Raw genomic sequence first — 18,428 nt, 5'->3', positions numbered from 1 at the left:
ATTGGACAGGCAAGGAAATCATCGCGACAAGCCGGCATACCGGAGTGCGCTGAGAAACCCTTTGTAGAGTCTGAGCGCCTCGTGTGGCGATGTCAGCTTCCTCATTCGCATCAGCAGGTACGGTGGACGGAAATAGAAGGTGCGGTACGCGCGAGCGATGAGCCGGCGCAGTTGATCGGGAGTGAGCGAATGAGTCCCCACGACCGGTGCGCGGCTGGTATAGAGTGACCAGTCCTGTTTGAGCAGACCCTCACGTTTCAAGTATTCATAGTAGGGAGTTTCCGGATAGGGAGTGGCCGCCGTGAATTGAGCCGCATCGGGCTGCAATTCAATGGCAAGCCGGACGGTCTCGTCCACGCTCTCCGTCGTTTCGCCCGGCAGGCCGATGATGAAAAAAGCGAGCGTTTCGATGCCGGCCTTGCGGCACCTCTGGAAAACAGATGCCAGGCGGTCAATGGAAATCCGCTTCCTGCCGGCGCACGCCAGAATCTGCTCATTTCCCGACTCGACTCCGAAATTGATCCCCTTACACCCGGCCCGCGCGAAGGCATCGACCATCTCTTCAGTTAAAAGGTCGGCGCGTGTCTCGCACCGCCAGTCGACCGATATATCTCGTCGAGCAATCAATTCGCAGATGCGCAAGACTCTCTCCTTATCAGCCGTAAAAAGCGGATCTCGAAAAAGAATCTCGCGCACTCCGTATCGCCGAACGCACTCCTGGATTTCGGCGAGTACGTTCTCCGGCGAGCGCCCCCTCCACTCGACGCCGTGCCCGATGCGGTAGGGACAGTACGAGCATCCGTAGAAGCAGCCCCTGCTCGTAAGCATCGTTGTGAACGGCTTCTTTCCCCAAAAGGCAGACTGGTACTTCTCCATGGGGAGCAGGTGCCTTGCCGGCACGGGAAGCGAATCGAGGTCCGTAATGAGCGGGCGGTCGGCGTTCCGCCGGATGTTAACCTCATCTCTCACTGTCAGGCCCGCAATATCGTCAATGGGACGTCCTGAGGCAAGAGCCTGCGCGACATCGTTCAGCGTATTCTCCGGCTCGCCCCTGACAACCACATCCGCCTGCGACGCCTCAAGCGCGTCGCCTGCAAAAATGGACACGTGCGGCCCGAGCAGCGCAAGCAGGCTCTCGGGAAAGAGCAGCTTGATTTCTTTTGCAATTGCCAGATCTTCGGCAATAGAAGGGGTGGCGGTATTGATCGCGATCAGATTGAAGTTGCGCCGCTTGATCCAATCCAGCACCTGCGCCGGGCGCCATCGCATGGCGACTGCATCGAGAATCTCGACCTTGATTCCCGCCCTCTCAATTACGGCCGCGCAATATGCAAGTGACAGCGGCGGGATCATGTTGGTGCTCTTAATTTCAAACCCGAAGCCGCCCATGTGGTCGCGGCTGATTACGACGTCGCTGTCGGGCTGCGGATTTAAGAGAAGCACGTTCATGCTCACAGTGCGCGATCCCGTTTTACCCTTTGCCACATTGCATCAAAATCACCCCGCAGGTACCGAATACCGCCGATCGCGAATTGAATCAGAATGAGGACCATGACGGGCGCCGTTGTCAGCACGTCCAGCAGAAAACGGGCCGGCTCTCGCACGAGCGGAGCAAGCAGCATTGTTCCGGCAAGATAGCATGCGAAGGTCATGCCGGTCATCCCGATAAGGAGCGGAACCAGAACGCCTGGGTCCGCCGCCAGGGCGGAAAGGAAGGTTCCGACAAATCCCGCTATTATCAAGCAGGGTCGCAGAACCCGAAAGAGCGAGTACTCGGGCAAAATGAGCAATCCATACCATCCATAGCGCGGGTTGAAAAGCATGTCCTTGTGGCGAAAGATCGATTGTGTCATTGCTCCGATATTGCGTTGCTTCTGACGCGAGAAATCCTCGAGCGACTCGGCCGCGTAATAGCTCGCTTGTACGGAGGGTTCGAATCGGCATCGATAGCCGCGCCGCCTGAGCGTGATCCCGAACTCGCGGTCCTCATAGATTACATCTGTCCGGAAATCGCCGATCGCTTCGCGGCGCACCAGCGAGAACTGGCCGAAGAGTCCGCCGGCGCTGTCGAGCGAACTCTCGCCGAGTTTTTGCGCATTCTGAAGATCGAAAAGAAACTGGGCGATTCGCGTCAGATAATTGGTGCGCCGATTCCGTACGACCATTGCTGTCGAGACCGCACCCACGCGGGGATCTTCAAAATGAGACGCGAGCTTTTTCAGGGCATCCGGCGGCGCGAGCACGGTGGCATCGGTGATAACTATAATTGGGGCGGATGTGCGCCCAAAGCCGGTTTTCTGTGCGGTGATTTTCCCTTTACGCTCGGCCGTTTCGATGAGAACAACCTCTTCCCGCTCGAACTCCCGAACGATCTGCGCAGTGCCGTCGGTCGAGCCGTCATCCACCACAACAACCTCGAGCCGTTCACGAGGATACTCGGATTGCAAAACGTTCTCCAGCTTCCGCCGGATATGCCGCTCCTCATTGTGAACCGGAATAATAACGCTCAGTGGAGGAGTGAAAGCTGACGATTTTCTCTCCGAACGCGCGAGGCCGGCAATCAGCATGATCAGGTTATAAAGAACATATTCGCCAAGTGCAGCCGCGAGCACAAGAAGAAAAACTGTGATCATAAAATAAATCCGTAGCGACTACTGCATGCGTTCGACACGCATCCGCAGCAGGTATTTTCCGAAAAAGTTCCAGTTCGCGCTCAAGCTGATATCGAAGGCGAGCCGCTTTTCCTGTTGAAGGAACCCGTCAATCGAGCCGCCCATGATTCGCATGCTGTAGTCTGTTCCTCCGGCGAAGACGATCACGCCGTCTTTTGAAATGGATTTTACCGTATAATCGCCGCTCAGGTCGATCCGCACCTGTTCGACCGAAGCATCGCCGGCGAGCATTTCAATTGCAAATCCGATATCGTTGCCCGGCAAACCCCGATCATTCATTCCCGCAGCGTCTATCGACAGGATGATCGTACAAGAATCAGATGAATAAACGAAGCGCTGACGGCCGATACCGAAATGTTCGGCTCGTGCATGTTTGATCTTGATGTGATCGGCCGGCTGTAGCTCCGCTGATGGCGGATGAACGCGGTGTCTGCTCAGGAGGATCTTCAGCGCCGGCACAATTTTGAGCGCCGGGCGCAAAGGCTTTGTGCGAAATTTTCTATAAAGGAAACGGCGCAGCTTGCCCCCCGTGCTCATAAGGCCGCTGAATGCCGGCGCCAGCCGGAGTCTTCTGTCGACGATAAATTCCGGCTCTGTTTTCGAAAGAGCAACCAGGTTCTGTATCGGGGCGATCGGCTGCAGCAGCGGGAAGCTTTTCTCGAGAAGCCTCTTTCGCAATGACAACTCGTTGGCAATTTGCTCGCCGCCTGTTGCATCCAGCATAAATTCCACGAAGGCGTCGGTGACAAAAGTCGGTTCTATGTGTATGCTCTCGATTCCCTCAGGGAAGTCATAAAACCATGTCTCGCACAAGCCACCATCGCGTTCTTGCAGGTTGACCGTTTGTCCAAAAAGCCTCCATGCATGGCTCTCCCACCCCCGCTCACCGGACACGCGCCCCAGCCGGATCAGGGCCCGCCCAATAAGAAGCCCTCCCCAGACGTCGACGCGCGGAGTGATCGAGCGTGAGAGCCCATCAAAAGCCGGGCCATCTCCCTTATGCAGATGAAACGGCCGCACCCACTGAAGTGAGTAGCACCCCCATTTCTCCGCCTGCTCGAGAAACTGTCTTTCCCCGGTTGCCGCAAACAAATCCAGATTTGCGTGGATGCAGGCCTCGGCAGTAATGCCGTCGGCCTCGTTTGCGCCGACATCGCGAAGATACTGCCTGCACTCAAAGAAACTCTCATCGCGATTAATGTAACGAACAGCCGATTCGGCTGCTGTAAGATACTCCTGCTTCTCAACCAGCCGGTACGCCGCCAGCAGCGCGCATGCGCATTCGGCAGTGCTCGCGATGCAGCCGCCATCTTCTTCTCCGTCCTTTCGAAAGACCGCCGGCCACGAGCCATCCTGCCGCTCGAGTCGCCGCAACCACTGCGCTCCGGATTCGGCGATTCGCACAAGTGCTTTGTCGCCTGAAAGCGCGGCGTATTCGCACAGGCGACGCACATTTGTCGCCACCCCGCCGGGAAATCCCACAAAGCCCGTTCCATGGTGGGTGAATGCTTCGAGGACGCTCCCGTTGAAGTAGGTCGTACTATGCCAAATGGAATCCCCGTCGGACGTGAGGAGATAATCGCCGCCCTTGATTTTCTGCAAAAGCTCCCGTTCGCGCGTCAGCAGGTTTTGCCATCCGGCATTGATCAGCCTTCGATACAGAACCAGTTTGGTGAAATCATCGGTAATGTGCGAATGCTTGTATTCAATTGACTCGAACTCGGGGAAATTCTTGATCGGCAGATGCACATGCGTCTTATTCGTGTTGTCCCAGGTCCGTCCGTAGAAATGCAAGGTTCTCTCCAAGAGGCCGACAATTGGGCCGGTTTCCACTTTCTCCGCCTCTTCCGCCGGAAAAAGGAAATCTGCAGCCTTGCGCACACATTCAGGCCAACCGGTCGCGGCGAGGAAAGCCACCGAAACCTCAATAAGATGCTCATTGGAAAGATTCAATGTGTACCGCTCGGTGGATGATTGGGCGCTGAACCAGCCATAGGGTTTGCATTGGACCTCGAATCGATCCGGCAGCACCAGTGAAAACGACGCATTCTGTCCGGGCCCGCTAACTTGCAGAAATGCAGGCCAGTGTCGGTTGCTCAGCGCGACGAACTTCGGGAACACGATGGAGAAGGCGCAGTCCTCCCCCTGCCAGCACACAAGCGGCAACTTTGCATGAAGCGCGGCATCATACTCGTTAGCGGTTCGTATGCGGAACTTGTAGTAGGTATTATAGGGAAAGCCTTTCTCGCGAATGGGCGGACGCGGGGAAGCGGCGGATTCATAGCGCCTGCCCGAGATGAACATCGAACGCGGAACAAAGTCGGTCAGCTCCACCTTCAGCAATTCAAGCGGGGCCGCCGGCTGAGGGGGTTTCTTGATTTTCCATTGCACCTGCACAATTGTGATATCATCGCGCGATGAGACCGAAATTTGCGAGCGAATTCCTTCCAGCGGATGTGTGGAGATTTTTCCTCGAAATCGGCCGTTGCACACCAGCTCTTTGTCGCCAACTTCAATTCTGTGATACATTGCTTCTTCCAACCCACCAATATATCAAGCCCATAAGAGCGGGGACCCCGAGACCAAAAACGATGTACATGAGACTGACAAGAAGCGCCTGATTGTAAGTCGCTCCCAATTGCGGACGCTGGAGCAAGAAGACAAGGGCGGCCTCCCGCACACCGAAGCCGGAAAAACTGACTGGCAGCAGACTCGAGAGCAGAGCGGGCGGGACAGCCAGCGAGATGTGCCGGAGCGTCACGCCGAAAAGGGCGGCCCTGCAAAAACACCAGACTTCTGCAAAGACCATCCCCCAATAGAGCATGGTGATGCCGCCGGCCGCGAGCAGCTTCGAAGGCTTTGCCGTATCCCAGATATCGGCGGCCCTGACTCCCTTGCGTCTTGCATAGGCAAGCCCCAGTGGCACGCAGGCGGCCGTGCCCGTCAGGACGATCACAAGCGCAAAAAAAGTCTTTTGAAACGAGAACGAAAAGGAGGGGCCGATAAGCAAATAAACTCCAAGAGACGCCAGCGGCACGAGCAGCAGCATATCAAGCACGCGTTCGGCCACGAAACAGGCCGTCGCACGTCCAAGCCGGGTTCCTGTATCGGCCTGCAACATGTAGATTTTAGCCGCCTCCCCTATCTTGGCCGGAGATACGATTCCCGGCAGAAACGACACCATCTGAATACGCAGCACCTGAAAGAATCTTCCTTCGGCTGAGGCGCCGAAGATCATCAATGCCAGCCGGTAAGCCCGCGCCAGTTGCGCAAGCACGATCAACGCAACCGACGGCAAGATGAAGAACCAGTCGATGGCGCCGACGAAATGAATTCCCGTTTGCAGGTTGGCTTTTCTAAACAGGATGAGGAGGATTGCTGCGGATACGAGTATTTTTGCCGCCGTCGAAAACTTTCTCAATAAGCCTCTCCAGAAACCGCCGCAAAGATACCGCTCCTGCTACGGATTCCGTTTGTCTATCAAGTCCGCCAGAAGGCCGATCACCGCCACCTGAATTGAAACCGACATCAGGACGATCACGGTCACGTCCATCACCCGACCCATCACAAAGCCGCTGTACAACAGCACCGCAAGCGCCGCAAAAAGAAGAGCCGCGCTTATCGGCAAAAATATTTTCAACGGATTAAAGTACATGATGGTGCGGATAATGGTCAGGAAAAATCCGAAGGTGTCGGATATCGGCTTGATCTTGCTCTTGCCGGTGCGCGGGTGGTAATCGATCGGGTGGAACCGGATGCGGTAGTCGTTGCACAGCATCGCGAGCGTGATCGTGGTCGTAAACGAGAAGCCGCGCGGCAGGATATTCAGGAAGCGCGAGAGCACCGATTTCCGCATTACCCGCAGGCCTGAATTGAGGTCGGGGATGTCGGTGGCCGCCAGGTAATTCGCAAGACGCGTCAGCACCCATTTCGCCGGCCGCCTCGCAAGCGGTATCGAAACATGAGCGCCAATCCGCGCGCCGACCACCATGTCCGCCTCTTCCATCGCACTCACCATTTCCGGCAGCGCGGCGACCGGATAGGTGCCGTCGGCGTCGGTTATCGCGATCAGTTCGTGACGCGCCGATTTCAGTCCCTGTTTTATTGCAGCGCCGTAGCCGAGATTTACGCCTAGATCGAGCACGCGCGCCTTCGCCGTCGATGCCGCTCTTAACGTGCCGTCGCTGGAGCCATCGTTCACCACGATGATCTCGTGCTCGATTCCGGCCTCCTCCATCGTGGACGAGACCCCTTCAACCACGGCCCCGATGCTCAGCTCCTCGTTGTGAGCGGGAATAATTATGGATACTGGTCCAGGCAAGCTATCCCTCCTGAAATCAATATTATACCACGCTGGAACGGCGAATCAAAAAGGGGAGGTGTCTAAGGCTCCCGAGATATCAAGAAATGCGGTGATCCAAGTCAAATCGTTTTCAATAAAAGAGATGGAGTATTTATAAGATATGGGGACACAGACCATGTTTCTTTAAAAAGTATAGATAGTATATTAACAATAAAAATATGGTCTCTGTCCCCATATTTCAGCGCCAGGAGAGTTTGCGCCAGGCGTCGGGCAGGCAGTGGGTGATGTCGGTCGCGATCATTCCCCACATCGAATAGCGATGGGCGGCCACGTCGCCGGCCAGCCCGTGCAGATAGGTGCCGAGAACGGCGGCATCGGCGGCCTTCACTCCCTGACACAACAGCGCCGCCAGGATGCCCGTCAGTACGTCGCCGCTTCCGGCGGTGGCCATGCCGGCGTTGCCGGTGGTATTTACGTACGTTCGGCCGTCAGTGGTCGCCACAAGTGATGGCGCCCCCTTTATGACGAGTTCAACCCGCCATTGGTCAGCGAACTCTCGGGCGAGGCGCGGCCGGTTGTTTTGTATGTCCGCTATCGGCAACTGGGCGAGGCGGGAAAACTCGCCCGGATGCGGACAGATGATCGTCGGCTCCGTGCGCGCCGAAAGCAGTTCCGTCCGGCCTGATAATGCGTTGAGGGCGTCGGCGTCAATAACCATGGGCAGGTGAATATCTCTTGCAATTTTGCGGACGAGTTGTTGTGTCTCAGGATGAGTCGAGAGGCCGGGGCCCACCGCCATCACGTGCATTCTCTTTGCTAATTCGGCTATCTCATCAAAGGCGGAGAGGCTGAGGCTCTGAGCGGATGTTTCAGCAAGCGGTCGCGTCATTGTTTCCGTCAGGCGCGCCTCCATCGCGGGGTTCAAGGATCGCGGCACGCCGAGCGTGACCATGCCCGCGCCGGCGCGCAGCGCCGCTTCGCACGTCATGCATGCCGCACCGGTCAGCCCGACGGAGCCGGCAATGACAAGGAGATAGCCATATGTCCCCTTGTGCGAATCACTCGGCCGGGCGGGGAGCAAGGAACGCGCCTGCTGGAGAGTGATCTGGGCGATCATTGCAGCAACTCGAGCATCTCTCTGACGGCCCGGTCGAGTCCGACCAGGACCGCCCGCGCCACGATATTGTGGCCGATGTTGACCTCGTGGAGTTTCGGGATTTGTTTGATCGGAATGACGTTGCGATACGTGAGCCCATGCCCGGCGTGAACGCGCAAGCCGATCGTGACAGCGTGACGGCCCGCGTGAACAAGTCTTTCAAGCTCCGCCTGCTGGAGAGCCTCCGTCTTCGCATTTGCATAGAGGCCGGTATGCAATTCGATCGCGTCGGCATGGATGCGCCCCGACGCCTCGATCTGCGCACAGTCAGGCTCTATGAACATGCTCACGGGAATGCCTGCTTTCTTCAGACGCCTTACGGCATTGGCAAGGGCAGACTCGTTCGCGACGACATCAAGTCCGCCTTCGGTGGTCAACTCCTCGCGCTTCTCGGGCACGAGCGTCACCTGGTCGGGCTTCGTGTCGATCGCGATGCCCACCATTTCGTCGGTCGCCCCCATTTCCATGTTCAGCTTTGCCTTGACCGTCTGGCGAAGCAGGAGCAGATCGCGGTCCTGAATGTGGCGCCGGTCGGAACGCAGGTGGACGGTTATTCCGTGAGCGCCCGCAAGCTCGCAGATGACCGCCGCCGCCACCGGATCGGGCTCAATATCTCGCCGCGCCTGTCTTACGGTTGCTACATGATCGATGTTCACTCCGAGATGTATCATGTGGTGTCACTTTCATTCGCTGATCTGATATTGGGGTGTTTTTGAACTCGAATTGAATCCGGACTCAGCCTAATTCCGCGCGAATGGCGGCCGCGATCGATTCCGCAAGCTCGTGAATGAGGTTTGTATCTCTTCCCTCGACCATGACGCGCGCGAGCGGCTCGGTACCGGAGTACCGCACGAGGATGCGCCCGGAATCGCCCAGCCTGTCCTTCGCCATATCGATTTCCTGCTTTACCCGAGGGATGGTGTCGATGGGTTCCTTGCGCTGGACAGTCACATTGATGAGAACCTGCGGAAAACGCATCATGCACGAGGCGAGCTCGTTGAGCGATTTGTCTGTTTTCCTCATCAGGGCAAGTACCTGCAGGGCGCTGATCATGCCGTCGCCGGTGGTGTTATAGTCGAGAAAAACGATGTGCCCCGACTGCTCGCCTCCTACGGTGTATTTGCCCCGCAGCATTTCCTCGACAACATAGCGGTCGCCGACCTTGGTTTTAACGAGTTTGCCGCCGACCGGTTTGAGCGCGTGCTCGAGCCCGAGGTTGCTCATGACCGTCGTTACCAGCGTGTTCTGGGGCAAGCGGCCTTCTCTAATCATGTCGATTGCGCACATGGCCATGATCTGGTCGCCATCGACCTGCACGCCGTGCTCGTCGGCCAGAACCACCCGATCGGCGTCGCCATCAAAAGCCATTCCCACATGCGCCTTTTCCTGCTTCATTTTCGCGCACATCTGCTCCGGGTAGATCGAACCGCATTTCTTATTAATGTTGGTCCCATCGGGATTGACGTTCACGGGGATAACGTCGGCGCCAAGCTCCGAGAGGACGATGGGGGCAACCTTGTAACTTGCTCCATTGGCGCAGTCAACGACCACCCGTATCCCATCAAAAGTCATCCCTTTTGGGATCGATGTCTTGACGAATTCGATATACCGGCCGACGGCGTCGTCGATTCTGAAGGCTTTGCCGACTTTGCTGGCGGTCGGGCGGATGTGATCAATTTCGCCGGTCGAGATGAGATATTCCATGCGTTCCTCGATCTCATCGGGCAGCTTGAATCCGCTGCGGGAGAAAAACTTGATGCCATTATCCTCATACGGATTGTGTGAAGCCGAGATGACGACGCCGGCGTCGGCGCGAAGACTCCGCGTGATCAGAGCCACCGCCGGCGTGGGCATCGGTCCCACCAGGAGCGCATCAACGCCCATAGAGCAAATTCCTGCGACCAAAGCGCTTTCGATCATATATCCCGAGAGTCGCGTGTCTTTTCCGATCACGATACGATGCCGCCGGTCATTCTCCTGGAAAACGTGACCCGCCGCGCGTCCGAGTTTCAGCGCGGTCTCGCACGTCATCGGCTCGACGTTGGCAACGCCGCGGATTCCGTCGGTTCCGAATAGTTTTCGCATATGTGATGCTCCCGTCTGTGACTGATAAGCGTTCTTTGATTGATTTTCGGGTAGACTTTCGGAAACGGTTGAATCAAAGAACCGAGCCTATTATAGCATCTGTCATTTTCGAGACGCGCGCCATCTGCTTCACGTCGTGAACGCGAACGATATGGGCTCCACCCATGATGGAGACCGTGACTGCGGCGGCGGTTCCTTCGACCCTGTCCTCGAAACCCGTGCCGAGGATCTTTCCGATTGTTGATTTACGCGACGGGCCGACAAGGATTGGCCTGCCGAGCGCCTTTAACCGGGCGAGCTCCCTGAGGATTTCGAGGTTGTGTTCGACTGTCTTGCCGAACCCGATGCCGGGATCGACGATAATCTGCTCCGGATCGATCCCGCGCTGGAGCGCGAAATCAATCCGCGCTTGGAGAAACGAGATGATTTCAGGAATCACCGCGTCATAGCGCGGGTTCTCCTGCATGGTTTTGGGCTCACCCAGCATGTGCATCAGGATTACGGGACATCGATACTCTGCGACCACTTCCGCCAGTTGCGGATCAAACCGCAGCGCGGTAACGTCGTTCACCATTTGGGCGCCCGCATCGAGCGCTCTGCGTGCGATGCCGGCTTTACATGTATCGATTGAGATGGGAACCGTTGCGCGCTTGACTAGGTATTCGATTACAGGAATAACGCGGCGGGCTTCCTCTTCCTCGGAAACCGATTCGGCTCCCGGCCGCGTGGATTCGCCGCCGATATCTATGATGTCGGCGCCGTCCTCAGCCATTTTTTCAGCCTGGGCCACGGCGGCATCGAAGCGGTAGAATCTGCCGGCATCGGAGAAGGAATCGGGCGTGACGTTCAAGATGCCCATGATAAGGGTGCGCTCGGAGAGAGAAAGTGTTCCGCTGCGGAGCCTGAGGGTGAACCGGGTTGACGAGTATTGCTCAAGGGCGCCGGCGAAATCTTCGCAGTGAAGCATGCCTTCGACCGATTCGCCGAATTGAGTCGCACAGACTTTTTCTCGCGAACCCATGAAGATGCACATTTCCGATTGGCCGGCCTTGAAGACATAGGCGACTCCATCGGTTGCGCGGGCGGTGCCTTCCATCTGCTTCACTTGCTGTTCGGTCGGGTTTTCGACGACAAAAAGGCCGATCCGAGAGTTGCTCAGGATCGGCTCGATCAGCGGTCGCGCAACGACCGGAAGCCAGCATGGTGGTTCGGAGATTTCGCCAAGATACAAGACGTGACGCTTCCGAGGAGGACCCACCCTACTCATTGAGGATCTTTTCCAGTTGGCTTCCTTCTATGACTTCAAGTTCGATCAGCTTGTGAGCCAGCTTCTCGAGTTTCTCCCGGTTCTCCAGGAGCAGAGTGGTGGCTCGTTCATGGCAGGTTTCGACAACGGTTCGAACTTCCTTGTCGATCGCAGCCGCGATCTCTTCGCTGAAGTTGCGTTCTTTCAGGATGTCGCGCCCGAGGAATACTTCGTCGTTTTCACCAAACGAGACGGGGCCCAGCTTGTCGCTCATACCCCACTCGCAGACCATTCGCCGCGCCAGATGCGTCGCATTGCGGATGTCGTTTCCGGCGCCGTTCGTAATATCCTTCAGGATAAGTTCCTCGGCTGCGCGCCCGCCCATCATCATCGTTATGAGGTTCAGTATATAGGAGCGCGAATATGTATGCCTGTCCTCCAGCGGCAGATGCTGAGTCAGTCCGAGCGCTTGTCCCCGCGGGATGATTGTCACTTTATGGAGCGGATCGGTTCCCGGCAAGAGGTAACCGACAAGCGCGTGGCCGGCCTCATGATATGCGGTAGTTTTCTTCTCTTCGTCGCTGATAAACATGCTCTTGCGCTCGGGCCCCATCAGCACGCGGTCTTTGGCTTCGTCAAAATCGTGCATGTCGACCCTGTCCTTGCTTCTGCGCGCCGCAAGGAGGGCGGCCTCGTTCACCATATTGGCGAGATCGGCCCCTGAGAAGCCGGGCGTTCCACGCGCCAGCACCTTCAGGTTTACGCTCGGATCGATCGGGATGTTCCGGGTATGCACTTTCAGAATGCCTTCGCGGCCGAAGATGTCGGGATTATCAACCACAATGGAACGGTCGAACCGGCCGGGTCGCAACAGGGCCTTGTCGAGGACATCGGGCCTATTCGTTGCAGCCATCAGGATGACGCCTTCATTGCTGTTGAATCCGTCCATTTCGACGAGCAACTGATTCAGTGTCTGCTCGCGCTCATCATGTCCGCCGCCCAAACCAGCCCCACGCTGTCGCCCGACGGCATCCAGTTCATCAATAAAGATAATGCAAGGAGCGTGCTTCATGCCTGTCGCGAACAGGTCGCGCACCCGAGCGGCGCCGACGCCCACGAACATCTCGACGAAATCGGAACCGCTGATGCTGAAAAACGGGACCTTCGCCTCGCCCGCAACCGCGCGGGCGAGCAGCGTCTTCCCGGAACCGGGCGGTCCCACCAGGAGGACTCCCTTCGGAATTTTTCCGCCGAGCCGGGTGAACTTTTTCGGGTCTTTCAGGAACTCGATAATCTCCTGCAGTTCCTGTTTGGCCTCTTCGACACCTGCGACATCATCGAAATTCACTTTTGACTGCGACTGCTGGTGCAGCCGTGCGCGGCTCTTCCCGAAAGAGAGCGCCTTGTTGCCCCCGGATTGCATCTGTCGATAGGCGAAGTACCAGATGAGCAGGATAATCAAGGCGAACGGCAAAATCTGGATAAGGATCGTCTGAAACAGCCTGGGAGAATACGGCTTTTCCGCGTATTGAACGTTGTTCTCCTTGAGGATCGTGTGGATATCGGGATCGGTCGTGAAGGTCTCGAACGGTTTGTTTCCTGATAGTTCGCCCTTGATGGTAACGCCGGTATTTATACCCCCGGATTCATTCGCCTGAAGCGTTATTTCGGTCACCTGACCATTGCGTACGTAATCGAGAAATTCAGCGTACGTTATTTTCGTTGGCGGCGCCTGCTTGCTTTCGTGGAAAAACAGAATGGTGACCAGCAGAACGGCCATCAGAACCCAAAAAACAATGGTTTTATATTTATTGCTATTCATCTAACCCCTTAGCAGCCCTTTCGCGCGTGAAGATAAGCTATTAATCGCTTTGGAAACATATTTTACCATCTAATACTAACACAATTCACTAAAAATAACAATAGGTTTTGGGACGCCGGTCGCATCGCTCTAAGTCGTAAGTATATGAATATCGGGCAATTCACGATACCGCTCGTCACAGTCGAGCCCGTATCCAACCAGAAATCGATCGGGAACGACGAAACCGACATAATCGGGTTGTATCAGTTCCGTCCGCCTCTCGGATGGCTTGTCCAGCAACGTGCAGAGCCGCAATGAGGCGGGCTCGCGAAGTGAGAAATAATTCGTGAGAGTCCGATACGTGAGGCCGGTATCGATGATATCTTCTATAATCAGGACATCTCTTCCGCGAATGCTTGTGGAAAAAACGGGGGAAAGGCTGACCCGACCCATGCTACCTTGACGATGATAACTTGAGGCGGCAACAAAATCGATCAGAGGAGTTACCGTCAGCCGGCGTATCAAATCGACGAAGAAGAAAAAAGCCCCCTTCAGCACACACACCAGGACCAGATCCTTGTCCTGGTAATCTGCAGAGATGTTTTGTGCGAGCTGAGCGACCCTTTCGGCTATTTTCCGCTGTTCAAGGAACAGTTCCAGGCGCTGGTTTTTCATAATCCACTCGAAGCGCCGATTTTGAATTCGGCTTCAGCTTAAATCGTTTATCTATGGCATATCCCATTACCCACATAATTCTGCCCTCGGAAAGGAGGAGCGGAATTTGGTTTCGAATGAAACGCGGGATCTTCCTGTCAATGAAAAAATCCTTGAGCTTCTTGCTGCCATCCATTCCCAGCGGCCAAAAAATGTCTCCCGGCTTTTTCACCCTTATCTCAAGAGGAGCGCGGACTGCCTTCAGATCGAAATATTGGCGGGTGCGCGAGCATTGGCGTATCAGGCGCGCCGGCGACGAGATTTTTGGGAGAACGGAAGTCTTGACCAAAATGTTTAACTCTTTACTGTACTGCCGGCCCGAGAGCCTGATTGGAAAAGACCCTTTTATTGGAGCGGACAACGCCTTCGGGCTCGCAACAACCCCCACCTCTTCATTCAGCTCGAGGAACATGTCACCCGGCAGGTTCATCCTGCCTCCGGCAAGAAAAAGAGCATCGGCGGCGGCATAATGGAAGGCCTCCAGCATCGGCGGCGCGGGGCGCGCCAGCTTCACCAGGTGCGCGAAAACCCGAGCGCGCAGCGCCGGGTGAAATCGGCTAAGCATCTTTGCATCAAAGAGAACCCATTCCCTCTTGCGTTCGAGCAGAACCTCCCCCGCGAGCAGTCTTGTCTCCGAAGAGAGAAAATCATTCTCGATTGAAAGCGCTGAGGCGGTCGCGGCAAGGCGCCGCTTGATCTGGGCGTTATATTCCCTCATTAGGAGCGGGAGCAGTTCCAGCCTCACCTTGTTGCGGAAATATTCCGGCTCCTCATTCGAGACATCGGTTCTGTATTCAAGTTTCTGTTTCTGCACGTATTGAATCAAATCGTTGCGCCAAGTGTATATGAGAGGCCGGATGATACGGACGTTTCCCCGTTCGTCCGCAGTCCTTGCCGGGGGGATACCGGCCAAACCCTCAGGCCCGGCGCCGCGGATCAGTCGCATCAGGATGGTTTCGGCCTGGTCGTCGGCGGTATGTCCGAGAGCGATTTTGGTTGCGCCGATAGAAAGACTCGATCGAAAAAAGAATTCATACCGCAGCTTCCTGCCCGCATCTTCGACCGTCAATTTGTTTTCTTTCGCATAAGCCGCGACATCGGCCGAACTGGAAATGAACATCAGTTTGTTCCGGCCGGCGACTTGTTCCGCAAACTCGGCATCCTTCTCAGAGGCTTCTCCTCGAAGCCTGTGGTTGAAATGAGCGACGCCAAGGCGGATTGAATATTTCTTCTGCAGCTTCTGGAGGACGTCGAGCAGGCATACCGAATCCGGTCCACCCGAAAAAGCCACCAACACCATTTCTCCGCCCGAAAGCATCTCATGGCGATTTATTGTATGTTCTATATTTTTGAGGAATTCCCGCATGTTTTTTGGTGAACGGTGCGGCCCTGAGGATCTTGCGTTTTTGGCCATTTGCGATTCGCGTGCCGATCAGTACGGCGTTTCATTCACCTTTCTTCTTTACTCCACTTCCCCTTCTCTTTTTTCCAGCCTTTCAAAGAAAAAGTAACGCGCTTGATGCCCTTGGTTCTGAGGATGACTGACTCGAGCACCCATATGAACCTGGCGAGTTCTGAATCCTTCATCTGAGCGCCCATAAGTTTTCTTAATTCACCGCGAATCGTAACCGATCCCGACGCCGTGCTAATGCCAAGCTGCGACAGGTCAACGTTATATTCGGTGAGTATCTTGCGAACCTTCGAATTTATTTTCAGATCGGCTTCAGACATTTTGATACCCGGCGATAGTAACCGGCATGGATACGTGCGCGACATCGACCGCATGTTGCCGGAGCAGGGCGCAGTGCTCGAAGCGAGGACCGGCGCACGGAGCAAGACGATTTCCACTGTAACATTCAGTTGAGCGCGAGTCAAGCAGAAAGGCTCAGATGTTCTTTCGATCAGGGGCAAAAAGGCTGATGTTCACCCAGGGTCAAGGGCAATTTGTTCGGTTGTTTATAATTATCCACCAAACTTTCCGCAGTTTTGCCTGAGGATCCGATTGTTGCGGGGAATTCTGGGGGTCGACGAACGGGCAGAAAGAGCCGCCATCGTTCCTTGAGAAGACATGCTGATTCTGCTATAATTCAGCGAATTCCGCTGGTTTACCGTTAGTTTGCGAAAGGAACCGATGACATCAAAGTTGAGCCGCCAGCTTTGCCTTCCCGAAGACGTGGAGGCTATATACCGCGATTTCGACAACTATCTCCGGCACGACCCTGCGCGAATGCGCAAGGAAGTGCAGGATTATGAGAAGACGGCGGCCGAAAGTCATCTTCGATACGCGGGCATGGCGCTCCTGGTGGCTTTTTATCCATTTATTGTAACCGAAGAACAGGTGCAGTATATCTCGGGCGTCGCCGAATCGATGATCCGGCTGATGGAGAAGATAACCCATCTTTTCCTGAAAGAGCCGGCGATAAGGCGGCAGTTCAATTTCAGCGCCAAGCAACTCGAGTTGATCGAGGCCGATCCCGGATACAGGCGGGCCATTCCATGTGCGCGATTCGACTCATTTTACGACGGCGCCGGTCTCCGGTTCAGCGAGTTGAACACCGATGGCTCATCCGGTATGGACGGAGCGGATCGCATTGCAAGGATTTTCCTTTCTTCTCCGGCGATGAAGGAGTTTTTTGGCAACTCTAACCTCCGGTTGTTCAGCATCAACCAATGCGTGCTCGAAGCGCTTTTGACCTGCTACAAAGAATACAGCGGCCAGGCCGCGCCGCCGAAGCCCCGAATTGCAATCGTAGACTGGAAAGAAGTGCGCACGATAGAAGAATTCTATGGTTTTGCCGAATTTTGCCGCCAGAGCGGCTATGAAACTATTGTGGCCGACCCTCGCGAACTTGAATATGATGGCCGTTCTCTTTCTCACCGGGGGCAGAGAATCGACTTGATCTATCGGCGCGTCGTCTCGCGCGAGTTCGTTGAGCGACTGGAGGAGGTGAGGGCGATGGCGCGCGCCTTCGTCGACCAAAATGTGTGTGTGGTCGGCTCGTTCCGGTCGGATGTCGCCTTCAGCAAGCGGGCATTTGCAGTGGTTCAGAACCCGGCGCTCTATGAGTATTTCACGGAAGAAGAGCGCCGCCTGGTGGCAGCGCATGTGCCATGGACGCATCTGTACAAGGACGAGGAGATCGAACATGGCGGCCAAAGGATCAGGATTCCCGAACTCGCAAAGGAGAAACAAGAAGATTTCGTGCTGAAGCCGTCGTATCTGTACGAAGGCAGGGGAGTAAAAGTCGGTTCACTGACGAATCGGAAGGAATGGGAGGACCTCACGGTTTCGGCGCTCAACAATGATTATGTGATACAGGAGCGGATCGATATCCCGGCGATGCCGGTTGCCGTGTGGAACGATCAAATGAGAATGGAAGAGCGCTGGATCCATCTGGGCGAGTTCGTGTTCGGCGGCCGCTTCTGCGGGCTCTACTGCCGCGCGGCCAATAAACTGGTCATTGACAGGCGGAGCAAGGAACTCCTTGTCCCCTGTCTTATCATGAATCCATGAGGTCGAGGCAATGATGGAAACCGGGCAAACGAATCAGGAAATTCGGAAAGTAGTCGATGTGCACCTGCACATAAATTTTGAGCGGCCGCACTCGCAGGAAATTGCGAAAAAGGCGGGGATTACTTACACTCCGGACGGTCTGCTCGCGGATATGGACGCGAGCAATGTGCGCAAGGCATTGATCATGAGCGTCCCCGGGCAAACGAAAACCTCCTATGAATTCGCCCAAAGACATCCGGGCCGCTTCTGGGTCTGCGGCTCAGCCGATCCAAAGAACCTGACAGCCGACGTCCTGAAGTCGGTCGAGGCTGATATGGCCGAAGACAGAATCCGGGCGCTGAAGTTCTACATTGGTTATCAACACTACTATCCGGATGACGAGGACTGCGTTCCCTTGTATCAACTGGCTATCAAGTACGGGCTCCCGGTCATCTTCCATACCGGCGACTGCGTGAGCCCCATGGCGCGGCTGCGCTACTCGCATCCGCTCACCATCGACGACTTGGCTTTTCGCTTTCCTGACCTCAAGATCGTGATGGCGCACATCGGGAATCCCTGGATTTGGGACGCGGCGGAGGTCATCTATAAAAACGAGAATGTTTGCGCCGACCTGTCCGGCCTGATCACCGGCTTGCCCGCCGAATATAAGGAAGAGTATCGCGAATGGGTGAGGAGACAGGTTCAAGATGCAATCTATTACTGTGGCGCCGATAACATGATGTTCGGCACCGATTACTGCCTCATCTCTCACGCGGAGGCCATCGATTTCTTCTCGCATCTCAGGATTAAGCGGGAGGACCTCGAAAAGATATTCTCCCGGACCGCGCTGAAGCTGTTCGGTAAAGGGGAAACAATATAGAGCAAGTGAGAGAGCGTTTCTCGATATCAAATTTCCGAACGGGTGGCACGCCTTTCCCGTCGCTACAGGAACATAGAA

The 18,428-nt window shown here is 55.7% G+C and carries 15 protein-coding genes; 2 read left to right on the top strand and 13 right to left on the bottom strand.

Features of this window, described 5'->3' with window-relative positions; genetic code table 11:
- Positions 1–18: 18 nt before the first annotated feature.
- From C4520_03705 to C4520_03645, 13 genes are all read right to left on the bottom strand, one after another.
- Positions 19–1,449: a radical SAM protein gene (locus tag C4520_03705; GenBank protein ID RJP24667.1), complete on the bottom strand. Its 1,431-nt coding sequence runs from the start codon at positions 1,447–1,449 to the stop codon at positions 19–21.
- Positions 1,450–1,451: 2 nt separating this feature from the next.
- Complete coding sequence (locus C4520_03700) at positions 1,452–2,633, bottom strand: glycosyltransferase (protein RJP24666.1); 1,182 nt, start codon at positions 2,631–2,633, stop codon at positions 1,452–1,454.
- Positions 2,634–2,651: 18 nt separating this feature from the next.
- On the bottom strand, positions 2,652–5,201 hold the full coding sequence (locus tag C4520_03695) for a hypothetical protein (GenBank protein RJP24665.1): 2,550 nt from the start codon (positions 5,199–5,201) through the stop codon (positions 2,652–2,654).
- Positions 5,185–6,093, bottom strand: coding sequence for a UPF0104 family protein (locus tag C4520_03690; protein ID RJP24664.1), 909 nt, complete (start codon positions 6,091–6,093; stop codon positions 5,185–5,187). Before C4520_03690 ends, C4520_03695 begins: the two co-directional genes overlap by 17 nt.
- A 39-nt stretch (positions 6,094–6,132) precedes the next feature.
- Complete coding sequence (locus C4520_03685; protein RJP24663.1) at positions 6,133–6,993, bottom strand: glycosyltransferase family 2 protein; 861 nt, start codon at positions 6,991–6,993, stop codon at positions 6,133–6,135.
- A gap of 220 nt (positions 6,994–7,213) precedes the next feature.
- Positions 7,214–8,092 (bottom strand): NAD(P)H-hydrate dehydratase, encoded by an 879-nt coding sequence (locus C4520_03680; protein ID RJP24662.1) that lies wholly within the window; start codon positions 8,090–8,092, stop codon positions 7,214–7,216.
- Positions 8,089–8,802, bottom strand: a complete 714-nt coding sequence (locus tag C4520_03675) for a pyridoxine 5'-phosphate synthase (GenBank protein ID RJP24661.1) — start codon at positions 8,800–8,802, stop codon at positions 8,089–8,091. Before C4520_03675 ends, C4520_03680 begins: the two co-directional genes overlap by 4 nt.
- A 64-nt stretch (positions 8,803–8,866) precedes the next feature.
- Positions 8,867–10,216 carry a phosphoglucosamine mutase gene (locus C4520_03670; GenBank protein ID RJP24660.1) on the bottom strand — a complete coding sequence of 450 codons (1,350 nt, stop codon included), beginning with the start codon at positions 10,214–10,216 and terminating at the stop codon, positions 8,867–8,869.
- A gap of 73 nt (positions 10,217–10,289) precedes the next feature.
- Positions 10,290–11,183 carry a dihydropteroate synthase gene (folP, locus tag C4520_03665; protein ID RJP24681.1) on the bottom strand — a complete coding sequence of 298 codons (894 nt, stop codon included), beginning with the start codon at positions 11,181–11,183 and terminating at the stop codon, positions 10,290–10,292.
- Between the two features lie 292 nt (positions 11,184–11,475).
- Positions 11,476–13,284 (bottom strand): ATP-dependent metallopeptidase FtsH/Yme1/Tma family protein, encoded by a 1,809-nt coding sequence (locus C4520_03660; GenBank protein ID RJP24659.1) that lies wholly within the window; start codon positions 13,282–13,284, stop codon positions 11,476–11,478.
- Positions 13,285–13,413: 129 nt separating this feature from the next.
- On the bottom strand, positions 13,414–13,938 hold the full coding sequence (gene hpt, locus C4520_03655) for a hypoxanthine phosphoribosyltransferase (protein RJP24658.1): 525 nt from the start codon (positions 13,936–13,938) through the stop codon (positions 13,414–13,416).
- Positions 13,907–15,391, bottom strand: a complete 1,485-nt coding sequence (gene tilS, locus C4520_03650; GenBank protein RJP24657.1) for a tRNA lysidine(34) synthetase TilS — start codon at positions 15,389–15,391, stop codon at positions 13,907–13,909. Before tilS ends, hpt begins: the two co-directional genes overlap by 32 nt.
- Positions 15,392–15,426: 35 nt before the next feature.
- A complete protein-coding gene (locus C4520_03645; GenBank protein ID RJP24656.1) occupies positions 15,427–15,825 on the bottom strand; it encodes a hypothetical protein in 399 nt (132 codons plus the stop codon).
- 283 nt (positions 15,826–16,108) lie between these two features.
- Between C4520_03645 and C4520_03640 the strand changes: the two genes are divergently transcribed.
- Both C4520_03640 and C4520_03635 read left to right on the top strand, forming a co-directional pair.
- Complete coding sequence (locus C4520_03640) at positions 16,109–17,491, top strand: hypothetical protein (protein ID RJP24655.1); 1,383 nt, start codon at positions 16,109–16,111, stop codon at positions 17,489–17,491.
- Positions 17,492–17,501: 10 nt separating this feature from the next.
- A complete protein-coding gene (locus C4520_03635) occupies positions 17,502–18,350 on the top strand; it encodes a hypothetical protein (GenBank protein RJP24654.1) in 849 nt (282 codons plus the stop codon).
- Positions 18,351–18,428 lie beyond the last annotated feature (78 nt).

It is taken from the genome of Candidatus Abyssobacteria bacterium SURF_5 (assembly GCA_003598085.1).
GTDB lineage: Bacteria > Abyssobacteria > SURF-5 > SURF-5 > SURF-5 > SURF-5.
This window is presented reverse-complemented; position numbering and strand designations above follow the sequence as displayed.